Below are 13,932 nucleotides of genomic sequence, written 5' to 3'. Positions count from 1 at the left end.
ATTCCCAAACGCTTCATTCAGTATTGTAAAGAAATTTTCGGCGATCTGCTTAGCATCGAGAGGCAAATTTAAATACGCAGCGGCACGCAAAAGCAAATTTCGCAATCACAAATATAAAGCCGAGATTAAAATTTAACGAGCGAATTTTTAGATAGCGCAGGATAAGAGCGTTTAAGCAAAGCCATTAAACGCGATAAAACTTCTCGCCGGAGTAAAATTTATTGTGAGATTTGCGCATCAAATTCGGTGCAAGTATTATGTGGCAAAATTTACCCTTCCAAACATAGCTAAATTTCGTGCTCGATCCGCCGCCGCCTGCGCTTTAAATCTAGACGCGCCGCTTATCGTCTCTACCTTCTCATAGCGAGCCCCGCGGATTTAAGGGACGCAAGACGATCATCTCGCTATCCGCGCAGCCGATTATTTTTTAGGAAGGATAATCGCTAGCGCGCCCACACTACCGCCTGCTTTTTTGAAAAAGGGCGATCGCTCGCCCCTTCGATTTAAATTTTATCTATGCGCTAGCGCCTTATTTTGCAAAATCTAAAATTTTAGCGATATTTTCACGGCTGTAAAGCTCCGCCATATTCCACGCTTTGGCGTTTGTCGTGGCTACGTCTATGACCTCGTCTAGCACCTTGCCTTCGATGCCAAGCTGCGCGAGGCTGGTCGGCGTATCGATCTTATCAAACCACGCTTTAAGCGCCGTAATACCTTCATCTGCGCTTTTAAGGCCAAAAATTTCACGAGCGAAACGCTCAAACGCGCTTAAATTCCTATCCTTATACCACCTCATCCACGCAGGCATTACCACGCTAAGACCGGCTCCGTGCGCGCAGTCCACGACCGCGCTCATCGCATGCTCGATCATATGATTCGGATAGCCGAAGCCGCCCACACCCACGTAAGTTAGTCCGTTTAGCGCCATCGTCGCAGCCCACGCAAACTCGGCGCGCGCGTCGTAATCGCTCGGATCTGCAAGCAGAGCTTCGGTCGTGCGGATGACGGTTTTGATGTTTGCTTCGATATAGGCTCGTACGATCTCCGGGTGGACGCTAGCGGTAAAATACCCCTCGATGCTGTGCGCGATGATGTCGCTCGCACTATATACGAGATACTCGCGGCTGACGGTTGCTTGCAGCTGCGGGTTTATGACCGAGACCTTCGGGTATAGACACGGTGCGCTGATCGGGTATTTTTGCTTAGTCTGCTCCTTGGTCACCACGCCGCCGCAGTTCATCTCCGAGCCCGTCGCGGCAAGGGTGATGATATCAAAAATTTTAAGCGCGGCGCTTGGGCTTTTGCCGGTGAAAAAATCCCACACGTCGCCCTCGTAGCAAGCGCCCGCGGCTACGGCTTTTGCCGAGTCCAGCACGCTTCCGCCGCCCACAGCAAGCACGCTATCGGCGCCGAATTCTTTAGCGAGCTTGATCGCTTCGTTTACTTTGCTTAGCACGGGATTTGATTTTATGCCGCCAAGCTGGGTAAATTCTATACCGCTTGCCTTTAAGCTGCTCTCCACGACGCCCATCAGACCGCTCTTTCGTACGCGCTCGCTGCCGTATAGTACGAGAGCTTTTTTCGCGCCCGCTTCCTTCATATACTGCCCGATATGCTCCTCTTTACCCTTGCCAAATTCTATCCTCACGGGGTTGCAAAAACTAAAATTTGTCATCTTTTCTCCTTTAAATAAAGTTGCTAAATTATAGCCTTTTTTAAAATTTTGCGGTAGCACGATACTCCAAATTTCTTGCCTAATCGTGCAAATGTAAGTGTAATCTGCATAAATTTAAAGGAGCGAGCATGAACGAAGTAGATAAAATTTTAAAAGACGCTGCAAAGATCGCGGACGAGCTATATCTCGCCTACGGACACGTTCAGAAGCCTATAGAGGCGCTTAGCTTCTACCGTCAAAGAAAGCCCCAGACTTCATCGCGACGATCTATGAGCCCAGCGCGTGCTTGTGTCTGCGCGGCGGCAAAATAGTGGAATTTAGCGGCAAGCGGTATCGCTACGACACGCAAAAATTCCTACTTTGCGCAAGCGACCTGCCGCTTTTGGGGCGAGTAGAGCACTGCTCGTTTCTATCGGTAAGCATTAAATTTCAAAACGAGGATATTCTTAAAGCGCTCAAGGAGATAGAATGGCAGAGCCGTGCGGGCAGACTTCTGTGGCTTGTATAATTTGCAGCGCTGTTTTTCCGCGCTTTGCTTTAAACATCGAGCGAAATTTTACTCTCCGATACGATCTGCGGCGTAGATTTTGCGCGAGGATAAAATTTGTGTCCTGCGCCGCGTACCTCGCTGCACTGCTTCACCTCCGCTCGGCAGCTTTTCAGTATCGCATGCCGCTACACAAAGCAAGAAAGCGGATATTTCGCGGCGTTTTTGTCCGTGAGTGCGGCAAGGAATAGGGCGATAAACTCCTCGAAGCTTTGCGCGATGAGTAGGGCGTCCTCATAGATCGGTTCCGCGCCGAATACGATCTTGCCCGTGTCCGCGCCCTGCGTGAGGATTCCCGCGAAACAGCGCTCGCCCCTGACCGAAAACAAAAACGGCAAGCACCTGCTCCAAAACGCGCTCACGGCGGCTCTTTGCGCATCGTTAGCCGCGCATTCCAGGCTATCTTTTTCAAAATCTCCGTAGCAAAATTCCGCCTCATCCGCGCCAGACGACGCATAATCTCTGGCAGACACGAACCAAACGGCGTCCGCAGCGTCGCTCAAAATTTCAAAAGAGCAAACGAAGCGGTAAAAATCTTCGCTTAAATTTTTAAATCTACTGCCCAAAAATTCGCTTTGCGGCGGGCAAATTTCATCCCTGCGCCGTATCTGCCAGCCATTTTGCGCCAGCGCGTCCACAAGTTCGTCAAAAATCATCTCGCCTCCCGTAATTTGGCGCCGATTATAGCGTTTTACTCGGCGCAGCGGTTAAATGCGGCTAAATTTATAAAATTTGCCTGCCCATCGCGCATTAAAGAGAAATTTTACGCGAAATTTTATAAATTCTGCTAAAAATAAAATGACGTTTCCAAATCGCCGCTAAATTTAGGCTCAGCAGAAGGCGTAAGCCGTAGATGAAAAACGGGCGTATCATCGCGGGAGGCGGGCGCGCCGCTAAAATTTGCGCCTCGGTATCCGCCTAAAATTTCCAAGCGGTACCGACCGCGCTTTACGCGAAAACTTAGGCTGTTTTGCTCGCTAATGCGGCTCATATCTTTAAAATAGCCGATGCCTACGATTTTTAGCGTGCCCGAGGAGTGAAAAACCCAGCCGCGAGAGATGATTTTCGCTTCGTCTTGTGCGAATATCTCCTCGCTCGCCTCGCCCACGGTAACCGCAAAATTGTAATAATCGCTGCGGACGCCCGATATCGGCACTGCGATACCCTCTTCTGTAACCGCGCCCCCGTGCTCGGTCTGCGTAAAATAAGCAAGAACGTCGCCGCTCGCAAGCCCGTGCTCATCCAAATAGTGCGCGAGCAGCGCGGGCTCGTACACCACGAAGCCGCCCAGCTCGGAGAAAATTCGCCTTTTCATTCGTACCTTTCTTTAATCGCCGTACGCATCGTACGCAGAAATTTTACCGCTCATTTGTCCTCTTTGTCTTTGTTTTCGCAGCGCCGATGAAATTTTATCGCCGCGCCCGCAGCAAGGATAAAATTTCATCCCTGCGATCGCGCCGCAGATGAAATTTAAACCCCCATTTTGCGTTCAAATTTATAACCCGCGGTTTTTACCGTCCATGCCTTGGCACTTATCTACGAGCCAGCGCCCGTCCTTGCGCACGAGCAGGAAGCGGCGCGCAAAGCCGTGTTCGTCCTTGGCGTAGATGTAAATTTTATTTTTGCTCTCGCATTCGGCGTCCGTTGGCTCGTACCTGCCGTAGGTGCCGCCCTCCATCATTGAAAACGAGATGCCCTCGGGGCGGAAGCCGCTGCGCCTAACGGGCGTACAGTAGCGCGCAAATAGCTCGTCGCATCTGCGCTGCACCTCGCCGTCGTCCAGATCATCAATTCGCGATGTGGCAAATTTCTCCCACTCGCTCATCGCCGCGAAAAATTCTAAAAGCGCACTCCGCGCCGCCGCAGCGTCCTGCGGATCAAGCTTCTTTTTGCTCTTTGCGGCGTCTCTTTGCGCCTGCTCAAATTCCGCGATTTGCTCCTTGCTAAACTGCCCGCCGTCTAGATAAAACTGGATTTTCGTATCCGCCACGGCTAGTAGCCCCACAAAGCTCACGTGCGAATTGATCAGGCGCAGCGATTTTAGCTTCGGGATTTGCACGATCGCTTTAGCCCCTCATCCGTGATGCTAACGTTTTCGATACCGATGTGTTCGAGCTTGGCGTGCCCCGCAAAGTATCTAAAGCCCTCGCCGCTTATCTTATCGCTATCTTGCAAAAACAGATACGCAAGTTTCGGCAGCGTGGCTAGATGCTCTAGTGCCGCATCCGTAATCGCCGTGGCTATAAAGCCCATATTTACGAGGCTTTTTACTTCGCAGATGCGGCGCACCATCTCATCGGTGAGTGCTACGTTTTCGTAGTGATGGCCTTTGCAGTAGCGCTCGCTAACCGCGTCCAAAGCCTCCTGCATCGTGATCTGCCTCATCATCTATCCTTTAAATTTGATTTTAAAATTTTAGTGAAATTTTATGATTTACGCAAGCACTTAAATTTACGGCGCGGATTTGCTCGCCGCCGATGTGTTTTAAAGCGCCGCGCCGACGAGCGCTAAATTTCAGCCGCCGTCCACTCGTCTAAAATTTTACCAAAATCCTCTATCATCGCGGCGAAATCATACTCAAGCTTGCTTTGCTTTTGCGCGATCTGCTTTAGCGCCGTCAAAAAATACTCGCCCATCTTTCGCTTTTGCTCCATGGGTGCTAGCTCGCCAAATTCGGGCTCGAAATGTATCAACGCGTCCGTTTTGCCCGTGTCTTTTCTAAACGGCGAATACTCAAATCTATTTCGCAAAAAGTAACCGCCCGCGCGCCTCTGCTCCTCGCTCATCATTTCGTGTATCAGCTCCCAGGCGCGCTGCGAGCTTAGGCGCGGCTTATCGGGCGCGATGATGTAGTTTGTTTTGCAGCCGCCATCCGAGAAGCTAAATGGGCACGATAGCTTTATGTAGTTGATCGCGCAGCCGTAAATTTCGGGGCGCATTTTGGCATTAAGCGCCGGTTGTAGATCCGCAAAGAGGCTTTCTATCACGGCGTGCGAGTTTTCGTAGCAGTTGCTGATAGCGCGCGTGATGCGGACTGGATTTTTGGCTATCCAGTTGCGCTGGCTGTTTAATTTGACGTCTTGTATGTCCTCTTTTACTGGGCGCGAGAGCGTTTTGCCCGCCGCGTCCGGGCTTTCGTGAAAAAACGTATCGCCGTCTTGCATCGTAAGCCCCGTTTTGCGTTTCGACCACATAGCTTCTACAAAGCGCGCCTCGCCGTGCGCATTTAAAAAATAGGTCATTGCATAGCCGTTGTAAAATTTCCCGCGCAGCGCCTCCAAGCTCTCGCGCTCGCCCCAGCCTACGATCGCTAGGCATTCGCAAATTTTAACGGCCTTGTTCCACTCGCTAGCGTTTTTATAAAAGGCGTAGCGGTCAAATTCGCCCAGCAGCCGCTCGCGAATTAAAATTTGATCCCAAGCGCGCAGAAAAATTTCTAATTCGGCGATGTTTTCTATTTCGTAAATTCGCTCTAAAATTTCGTTCATTATCAACCTTTAAATTTGCGTCCGCGGCGTAAAATCGCCTCCGAGTTTTACGGCTCGCTTCAGGCGTGCTTTGCTCTAAATAAACTCGCGGTCGCCGCAAGGCAGAATTAGCTTTTTTCACGGCGACGCTTTTCTTCGATGCCGCTTTGCCCTTGCCTGCGCGCTAGCTCGTCAAGTAGGGCGTCTGGATGGATATTGTGCGCCGCAAGTGCCAGCAGAAGGTGAAATAAAAGATCCGCTCCCTCGTAAATCACGTCGTATCGCGGCTCGCCCGCTTTGTGCTCGCCGAAGCTCTCACGCGCGACGTCTGCGTAAAGCTCGCTGCGCGAGAGGTCCTTGCACGCCAGCGCGAACTCGCACGCTTCCTCGGCGATCTTTTTGAGATAGGCATTTTCGCCCTTCGCGTAGAGCGAGGCGACGTAGGAGAGCGCGGGCTCGCCGTTTAGCTTGCGATCCAAGCAGACGTGATAAATTTTGTCCAAAATGCCGTACGGGCTTTTTTCTGTGGAGTTTTCGAGCGTGGAATTTTGCGCGGCGGCGTCTAAATTTTGCTCGCTGCGCTCTGCGGCGGAATTTGTGAACGCGGAATTCATCGCAGTGGGGCTTTGCATTGCGGAGCTCTGATTGCTGCAGGAGGTAGTAGAATTTTTGGGCGTTAAATTCTGCAAGTCGTCGCAGGAAGCGGAATTTTGCCCTGTGCGGGAATTCCTGGAATTTTTCTGCGCGAGAGAGGTTGCAGAGCCGTGCTCTGCAAAATTTATCGCGCCGCAAGTGCTCGGGTTCTGGATATTTTCGCCGCATTTTTGCGGCGAAATCTCTTTGAAAAAACAGCTTCGCGCGCCCGTGTGGCAGGCGGATCCGCCGCATTGCTCGACTTTAAGCAGCAGCGCGTCGTTGTCGCAGTCCAAAAAGGCGGATTTTACGAGTTGAACGTGACCGCTGCTCTCGCCCTTTTTCCAGATGCGCCCCTTGCTGCGCGAAAAGTAGTGTGCGTAGCCCGTTTGCAGCGTCAGGCTTAGCGCCTCCTCGTTCATATACGCGAGCATCAAAACCGCGCCGTCGCCCGCGTCCTGCACGATCGCGGGGAGCAGCCCGCCTAATTTTTGCCAATCTACCTTCATCTTTGATCCTTAGTTTGCGAAGTCGCGCGCCCTGAATTTAGCCGCTGCACGCGGAATTTGAGTTATTGAAATTTACGAAGCGGCGCGCCTAGCTAGTAAATTTAAAGAGTAAACCCGGCGGCTAAATTTTAAGCGGCCGCTGGGTTTAAGCTGCGACGAGCGCGAGTTCTGCTCGTCACGAGCTTTTGCGCTCGCCGCTAAGATTAACTTGCGAAATCGCGAGTTAATCTTATGTGCCCGGAGCAGGCTTGTTTCAAATCTCGCTATTAAATTTAGTTCGCGAAATCGGGGCGCATAGCCGCATGAAATTTTAATTTTCCCGCTCGATGGCGCTTTGCTTTGCCTTGTCTTTCGTATCGACCCAGATATTAGGCACCGCGCCGCCCGGCGTTAGGAAAATTTTCGCGTCGCTGTTTTCGCGCAACGCCTCGTTAAATTTAGCCTGCGTCTCGATCTGCTTGAGGCTTAAAAGATTTGCATCCAAGCTCTTTGCGACCTCTTTGTTGGCGTAAGCTTGCGCGTCGGCTTCGATCTTGGCGGCATCGGCGCGACCTTGAGCCTCGATTTTGACGGCGTCTGCGTTACCTTTGGCAAGAGCAGCCTTTTTAAGTGCCTCTTGATTTGCGCGCTCGACCTCGTATTTGGTGCGCTCAGCCTCCTGTTTGGCGATCTGCACGCTCTCGATCTGCTCCTTTACCTTCGCCGGCAGGATGATCTCGCGAAGCTGCACGGCTAGCAGATCTACGGGCGAATTCGGCAGTGCTTCGATATTTTTGCGGATGCCGTCGTCGATCGATTTGGCGATCTCGTCGCGTTTGGTAGGCAGCTCCTCGGCGGCATAGTTACCGATGACGCTGCGCACGACGTCCTTTACGCGCGGATCGATGATCTTATCCTCCCACAAAAAGCCCCATTCGGCGATCGTGTTGGGCGCCGTGGCTTCATTGAGCCTGTATTGCACGGTGATGTCGATGCTGACGGGCAAATTTCGCGAGTCTAGCACCGAAAGCGAGTTTTTACTGATGATACCACCCGCGGTGCCGCTTTTAGTAGCGATACCCGCGCTCATATCTTCGCTGCTGGTGTAGTTGATGATACGTGTGCGAGTATCTACGACGAATACGTCCTGTATGAACGGCACAAAAAAATGAAGTCCCGCGCCAAGAGGCGTCGGATCGTATTTGCCTAAATTTGACTTGATCCCCACTTCGCCGGATTGGATCGTGACGAAGGGTTTTGAGATCACGAGCAGCGCAATTATCGCGATTATTGCGTAAATCACGCCACTAAACTTGCCCATTCCTCCAAAATTAGGAATTTTAAAATTTAAATTCCCGCCTTTTTTGTCGCCATTTTTCTTATTAAAATAATCATTCAAATCCGCAGGCATGCGCGTCCTTATTTAACGTAAGTGAGCCAGTGCTCAAATTTTGGGTCTTTGCCCGTGACGGCGGCGAAATACGCCTTTTGCAAGCGGCTAGTGACCTCGCCCATTTCGCCCTTGCCGATGATCCTACCGTCGATGTTGCTAATCGGCGTGACCTCCGCGGCGGTGCCGGTGAAAAACGCCTCATCCGCGGCATAGAGCTGATCGCGAGCTATGCGTTCTCTGCGGACTTCGTAGCCCAGGCTACGCGCGATTTCGATGACCGAGTTTTGAGTGATGCTCTCTAGGCTGGTGTCGTTCGGCGGAGTGATGATGACGCCCTCTTTTACGATAAATAGGCACTCGCCAGGGCCCTCCGCGACGAAGCCCTGCGGATCGAGCAGTATCGCCTCATCGTATCCCGCATCGACCGCCTCAAAATTTGCCATCTGCGAGTTGAAATAATTCGCGCTTGCTTTGGCTTTTGCCATCATCGAAAATTGCGCCGGCTTTATCCACGATGAAATTTTGGCTTTGATGCCCTTGCGTAGCGCCTCTTCGCCCATATACGCGCCCCATTGCCACGCTGCGACGATGACGTTTACTGAGCAGTTCGTAGACGAAACGCCCATCGAGCCGTAGCCGAAGTACGCAAGTGGGCGGATATAAACGGTCTGATTGAAGCGATTTTTTGCGACGACGTCGATCTGAGCCTGACGAAGCTGTTCGAAGTTAAACGGAAGCTTGATTAGGCAGAGTTTTGCCGAAATTTCAAGCCTGCGAGTGTGCTCGTCCAAGCGGAAAATCGCGTAGCCTTTGTCGGTTTTATAAGCGCGTACGCCTTCAAATACGGCGTTTCCATAGTGCAAAGAGTGCGTCAAAACGTGAGTAGTGGCCTCCGCCCATGGGATTAGCTTGCCGTCTTTCCAGATGAGCTCGGCCTCTTGAATTTGTGCCATTTCTTGATCCTTTGATGAAATTTAATCCGTAATTCTAGCTAAAAGAATATTAATTTCTAAGAAATTCTACCTGCGGGGATTCGGTACGGTAGGCGAAACTTCGCCCACAAAATTTAAGGCGATTTGCATCGCTAAATTTTGCTTTTTAAAATTTCGTGATGCATGGCTTTGTACCGATAAAATTCCGCGTCGTTTGATCGGCGCGCTAAATTTATACGGGTACGGCGGGAAAAGGCACGGCGAGGGTAGAATTCCATCCGCCATATCTATGTAGCGGATAAAATTTTACCAGAGTAATAGCCGTGAATAAATTCCGCGCTCGTGCTGTAGAATAGAATTTTACAGGTAAAATTTCAAAAGCAAATTTTATCGCGATGCTTCGTAGGATTAGCAAATTTGCCCTGCCGAAAGCTAAATTTAGCCGCAGAATTTCAGGCTTTTTGATCCAAGCCCGTCTCTTAAAATTCTACGAATGAAAGCCCGATGCCGATCTTATTGACGCTGCGTTTATAATCCGCGAGGCTTTCGCCGTAGCCATTGAAGTAGCGCAGATAGCCGTAAAATCCGCTATTAAAGATCGGGAAGCTGTAGTTTAGCTCGATCGCGCCGCGGTTACTGCCGTCAAAATGCAGGTTGTTTCGCCACAGAGCGCTAAGTCGTTGTTTGCCGAAGGTGTATGACGCGCGCAGATCGCCGTAGCCCATATAATCCGCGATGTCCTCGTTCGTGCGGTCCAGCCAAAAGGCATACCAGGCTCTGGGCGTGATCGAAAATCCGTCCGCGCTCCACGTGCTTTGCGCGTAGAGCCTATTCCATGAGCGCGATTCCTCGCCGCCCTTGCCGTTTGACTCGTGCATGGCGCCTATCTTTAGCTCGTCCGCAAACGGCACCGGCGCGCTAACGTAGAGCTCGGGACGATAGTTACTCTCGCGAAAAGGGGCGCTATCCTGCGTGATCTGCCACCAGGAATTTTGCGCGTAAGCGAATGAAATTTTCTCTCCAAGTCCCAGCGCGTCGTAGGCAATCGGGCGCTCGAAGCTAAACTCAAAATGCAGCTCATCCGCCTTACGATCGGGTTTTTTGCTAAAATCGTGGGTAAAAAGCATATAGATCGGCTCGTAGTATTTAAGCCCCAAAAATCCAAAATTTCGGCCATTTTGCTCTCCTTGCGGCGTGGAATCCAGCGCGGCGGAATTTTGTGAGAGCGAGGCGGAATTAGATGATGCTAAATTTGACGCCGAGCCTGCGTCTGCGAAATTTGATACAGCGGAATTTGGCGCGCTGGATCTTGCCATGGCGGAATTTTGTGCTAAAAAATTTTGCGCCGCAGCAGAGCGTAAAACGGCGACATCATCGTGCGAAGCGCGGTTTTCTGCGGACGAGGTAGAATTTTCTGCGACTTTTCGGCGCGGTTTATCGCCTTTATCCGCCAGGCTTGCTGCGGCAATCTTTTTGTAATAGATCATCGCGTTTTTGTAATCGCCCTTGGCCTCGTATTCGCCAGCCTTTGCGTACAGCTCGGTCAGGTCTTGCGCGGCTAGACTCATGGCGCAAAGCGCGAGCGCTAAAGCTTTAAATTTCATCTACGCCCTTTAAATCGTTTTGATAATTTATATTTAAAAACTGCTCTTTGTTTTTGAAATTTAGTACTTTGGAATTTGCAGATCCGATGAGCGCGCCGATCTTATGCTCTCCTGCGTGGTAGAGCTCAAGCGCGCGCGGAGCGAGATCCGCGTCAAAAAATCCGCACAGGCTGTGTCTATGCGCTTCGTCGCCCGCCACGCAAATTTGCCCCTCCTGCTCGCTAAGAGCGCGAATAGTGGAAATTTCTACAAAGGGCATGTCGGCTGGGATGATAAAAATGCGCTCGCCGCTAAAGGGCTTTAGCGCCGAATACAGCGCGCCCATCGGTGAAAATTCCTCAAATTCGTCGTAGATCATAGGAAGCGGAGGGTTAAATTTAGAGCTTTTGGCGCAGGCGAAAATCCGCTCAAACTCGCCTCTTAAGCGCAAAAAAAGAAAGTGCGTCATGCTGGGATGCCCGCGAAATGGAAACAGCGTTTTATCGCTGCCGAAACGCGAGCTTTTGCCGCCGCAGAGAATGACGCAGGTTTTCATCGAAATTTCACCGGCTTTCATCGATTTTATCGCGGCGAAATTTTAAATTTGAAAGTAAAATTTGAAAGAAGCGCAGGCATATCAGTCTTTTTGCATATATTTGGCTTTGCCAAGGGCGTTGTTTGCGATGAATTGATAAAGGCTCGGCGCCTGAAGCTTGGCTAACTCGGGGTATTTGGCTTTAAGCGTCTTCCAGATGTCGTAGACGCGCATACCGCTTGCGTAAAGCTTCATAATCTCGCTAAAATGCGGATCATAAAGGCTCGGCTTTTTATACAACGAGAGTTTGCGGTCGGTATCCAGCACCGCGTTTGCCTCGATAAAAGCGGCTAAATCGCGCTCGCTTACTTTAGCAAAATCCTTTTCGTAATGAGCTTTCATATATTTTAAAATTTCTTTATTGCTAACGCCTTGGAAGTGCATTTTTTTGATCTCAAAGCGATATGCGTATAAGAAATCTTCGCTTTTTTGGGCGATTGCGCGAAGTCTTGTTTTTTCATCTTTGAACGTCACGGAGATAAAGTGCGTAAGCCCGGGCGCAGTAACGGCGTTTTTGAACGCTTCGTCCTCCTCGCCGATCTTTTTTAAGATCGCCTTGACGGTGTAGCCCTCGGCAATAAGGTTTGAAATTTTATCTTTATAAGGTTTGTAGTCGAATCGCACGCGCCTAAAGCCCGTCTCGACGCTGATTTTTTTGTAGATCCTCGCATGCTCTCTAGATGTAAAATACCTCGATTTCAGCCCTTTGCGGAGTTGTTCGGCAACCGCGGTAAAATCGTCATAATCGGCGATAGACGCGATTAATTCCTTTTCGTTTACGACCCTGCCGTTAACGACCGCGATGGTAATGACCTTCATATTTTCTCCTTTGATTGGGCACAATTCTAACTTAAAACTATAAACTCAAATTTAATTATTTATTATCAAGGATTGCGGAGGATTTGTGTTCGCGAGGTAGAATTTTACGCGCTAAGATTTAGTATTTTGATTGATTTTATATCTTTTTTGCGCTTGTTCTCATGCCACTTTTTTATACCTTTTTGCATAAAGATGAAGCGAGCTTGCAAAGATAAATTTTACCCGCAAACTTTAACTAAATTGCCCGCACAAATTAGCTTTTTCTAAACGAAAAAAGCTTTTTGATCTTTGTAAGTCCTAGCTTCATGCCGCTATATTTCATCATCTTAGCCATATTTACCCACATTTCACGCTCGTAGCACGGATGCGGGCAGTGGTGACAACGCGGTTTTTCGATATGTGGGCAGGCGCCTAGTCGCGCGTAGGCATAGCGTAGCATCCGCTCGCAGTCACTACAGAGATGAAAGTGCGTTTGCACAAGCCCCTTATCGTCTTTGTAGTCATGAAGCACGGCGCCATCTTTTTTAGGCGCATCCGCATGCTTGCCATCGCAGTAAATTTGAATAAATTTCGTCACCGTGTTTACTTCGTAAATAAATTTTTCGCTCGTCATATTTGATCCTTTGGGCGGATTTTATCTAAAAGAGACAAAAATACTCTTGAGCGCGCTCAAGCTAAAATTTATAGAATTTTAAAATTCCGCGGAATTTCGCTTTATCTTTCGACCTTGTTGCTTAATAGAGTCGCGATGAAACGTGTTTTGTCGTTTGAGGCAAGCGCGATTTGCAAGCTCATCGTAAGCGGCACAGCCAAAAATAGCCCGCCGATACCAAGCACAAAGCCCCACAACAGTAGCCCTGCAAGCACGCTGATCGTTGAAAGCCCAAGTCCTTGTCCTAAAAATCGTGGCTCGATGATATTTCCGATCGCTACGTTTACGACCAAATAGATTGCGATAGTCCAGATGCTAGAGCTTATATCCATCGTAGCTAGCGTCACGAAAAGCGTCGGAAAGACCGCTACGATCGAGCCAATGGTGGGGATGAAATTTAGCACGAAAGCTAAAATCCCCCACAGCGCGGCATATGGAACACCAAGAGCCCACAGCCCAAGTCCGATGAGCGCACCGGTGCAAGCTGAAGCGATAGTTTTAATTAGCAGATATTTTTTGAGGCTGGAGGCAAATTTCTTCACGAAAGTGTGCATAGCGCGGCTACTTTGCGAAAAATAGCGGATTTTTTCGTCGATCACGGAGCTTTCAAAGACCATAAATGAAACCATTATAAAAATGAAAAATCCCGTCGAGACTATCGAGCCTGTTTTGCGCAGTAGTGCAGATAGCTGCGCGGCAGCTTCGCTCGGATCGATGCCTAGGCTTGCGGCGTTAAGCTCTATGCCGAAGCGAGAGAGCTTCGCACTCACGCCTCCTAGCACCTCTTCAAATTTTGCTTGAAGCTCGGGCAGGCGCGCTGAAAATTCTTTGATCGCATCGAAGATGACCGCACCGAAAAACACTATAATCGCCACGAAAGCGAAAGTAATGATGAGGAAGCTAAAAACACGCCCGACGCGGATCTTTTGGACATAAAGTACCAGCGGCGAGACGAGCACTGTGATGAAAATAGCTAGCAAAAATGGCACGACGATAGCCTGCGCAGCTTTAAGACCAGCCAGGATGATTACGACGCAGGCAACCGACATCAAGGACATTTGAAGCTTCAAGAATTCTCCTAAATTTGACATTTTCGCAGAGCTTTTACGCGAAATTTTGGTGAAAGGATTTTAACTAAAATTCTATAA

16 protein-coding genes and 1 pseudogene are annotated in these 13,932 nt (G+C 49.8%); 2 read left to right on the top strand and 15 right to left on the bottom strand.

All coding sequences use genetic code 11. The features are described 5' to 3' along the window. Window positions 1-529: 529 nt before the first annotated feature. Window positions 530-1,675, bottom strand: a complete 1,146-nt coding sequence (locus tag Q0277_RS08095; RefSeq protein ID WP_297997127.1) for an iron-containing alcohol dehydrogenase — start codon at window positions 1,673-1,675, stop codon at window positions 530-532. Window positions 1,676-1,803: 128 nt separating this feature from the next. On the opposite strand from Q0277_RS08095, the gene Q0277_RS08090 reads away from it, so the two are divergent. Both Q0277_RS08090 and Q0277_RS08085 read left to right on the top strand, forming a co-directional pair. Next, a complete protein-coding gene (locus Q0277_RS08090) occupies window positions 1,804-1,986 on the top strand; it encodes a hypothetical protein (protein ID WP_297997126.1) in 183 nt (60 codons plus the stop codon). Continuing rightward, a complete protein-coding gene (locus Q0277_RS08085; RefSeq protein WP_297997124.1) occupies window positions 1,986-2,183 on the top strand; it encodes a hypothetical protein in 198 nt (65 codons plus the stop codon). The genes Q0277_RS08090 and Q0277_RS08085 overlap by 1 nt, the downstream gene beginning before the upstream one ends. 167 nt (window positions 2,184-2,350) lie before the next feature. On the opposite strand, the gene Q0277_RS08080 is transcribed toward Q0277_RS08085, so the two are convergent. The 14 genes and pseudogenes from Q0277_RS08080 to Q0277_RS08015 form a co-directional block, all read right to left on the bottom strand. Beyond that, window positions 2,351-2,878: a hypothetical protein gene (locus tag Q0277_RS08080; protein ID WP_297997123.1), complete on the bottom strand. Its 528-nt coding sequence runs from the start codon at window positions 2,876-2,878 to the stop codon at window positions 2,351-2,353. Between the two features lie 131 nt (window positions 2,879-3,009). Then, entirely contained in the window at window positions 3,010-3,537 is a 528-nt protein-coding gene (locus Q0277_RS08075; RefSeq protein WP_297997121.1) for a hypothetical protein, read from the bottom strand. A 180-nt stretch (window positions 3,538-3,717) separates the two neighbouring features. After that, the gene (locus tag Q0277_RS08070) at window positions 3,718-4,281 is read right to left on the bottom strand and encodes an NTF2 fold immunity protein (RefSeq protein ID WP_297997119.1); all 564 of its coding nucleotides are present in this window, start codon (window positions 4,279-4,281) and stop codon (window positions 3,718-3,720) included. Continuing rightward, a complete protein-coding gene (locus tag Q0277_RS08065; protein ID WP_297997118.1) occupies window positions 4,263-4,607 on the bottom strand; it encodes a hypothetical protein in 345 nt (114 codons plus the stop codon). The genes Q0277_RS08070 and Q0277_RS08065 overlap by 19 nt, the downstream gene beginning before the upstream one ends. A 122-nt stretch (window positions 4,608-4,729) precedes the next feature. Then, window positions 4,730-5,710, bottom strand: coding sequence for a hypothetical protein (locus Q0277_RS08060; protein WP_297997117.1), 981 nt, complete (start codon window positions 5,708-5,710; stop codon window positions 4,730-4,732). 107 nt (window positions 5,711-5,817) lie between these two features. Further along, window positions 5,818-6,498, bottom strand: coding sequence for a phosphoribosyl-ATP diphosphatase (locus tag Q0277_RS08055; protein WP_366517335.1), 681 nt, complete (start codon window positions 6,496-6,498; stop codon window positions 5,818-5,820). Continuing rightward, window positions 6,496-6,831 (bottom strand): annotated as a pseudogene (hisI, locus tag Q0277_RS08050) (phosphoribosyl-AMP cyclohydrolase); the annotation flags it as partial. The pseudogene hisI and the gene Q0277_RS08055, both read right to left, overlap by 3 nt. A gap of 310 nt (window positions 6,832-7,141) precedes the next feature. Continuing rightward, on the bottom strand, window positions 7,142-8,221 hold the full coding sequence (locus tag Q0277_RS08045; RefSeq protein WP_297997115.1) for an SPFH domain-containing protein: 1,080 nt from the start codon (window positions 8,219-8,221) through the stop codon (window positions 7,142-7,144). Window positions 8,222-8,229: 8 nt separating this feature from the next. Continuing rightward, window positions 8,230-9,156: a branched-chain amino acid transaminase gene (locus Q0277_RS08040; protein ID WP_297997114.1), complete on the bottom strand. Its 927-nt coding sequence runs from the start codon at window positions 9,154-9,156 to the stop codon at window positions 8,230-8,232. Between the two features lie 458 nt (window positions 9,157-9,614). Then, a complete protein-coding gene (locus Q0277_RS08035; RefSeq protein WP_297997112.1) occupies window positions 9,615-10,739 on the bottom strand; it encodes a phospholipase A in 1,125 nt (374 codons plus the stop codon). Then, entirely contained in the window at window positions 10,729-11,274 is a 546-nt protein-coding gene (locus tag Q0277_RS08030) for a molybdenum cofactor guanylyltransferase (RefSeq protein ID WP_297997111.1), read from the bottom strand. Before Q0277_RS08030 ends, Q0277_RS08035 begins: the two co-directional genes overlap by 11 nt. An 81-nt stretch (window positions 11,275-11,355) precedes the next feature. Beyond that, window positions 11,356-12,132, bottom strand: a complete 777-nt coding sequence (locus tag Q0277_RS08025) for a hypothetical protein (protein WP_297997109.1) — start codon at window positions 12,130-12,132, stop codon at window positions 11,356-11,358. A 253-nt stretch (window positions 12,133-12,385) separates the two neighbouring features. After that, window positions 12,386-12,745, bottom strand: coding sequence for a nitrous oxide-stimulated promoter family protein (locus Q0277_RS08020; RefSeq protein WP_297997107.1), 360 nt, complete (start codon window positions 12,743-12,745; stop codon window positions 12,386-12,388). A gap of 101 nt (window positions 12,746-12,846) precedes the next feature. Continuing rightward, the gene (locus tag Q0277_RS08015; protein WP_297997105.1) at window positions 12,847-13,854 is read right to left on the bottom strand and encodes an AI-2E family transporter; all 1,008 of its coding nucleotides are present in this window, start codon (window positions 13,852-13,854) and stop codon (window positions 12,847-12,849) included. Window positions 13,855-13,932 lie beyond the last annotated feature (78 nt).

This window comes from uncultured Campylobacter sp. (genome assembly GCF_938030815.1).
Lineage (GTDB): Bacteria > Campylobacterota > Campylobacteria > Campylobacterales > Campylobacteraceae > Campylobacter_B.
Note: the sequence above shows the minus strand (reverse complement) of the source record. Positions and strands in the feature narration are given on the sequence as shown.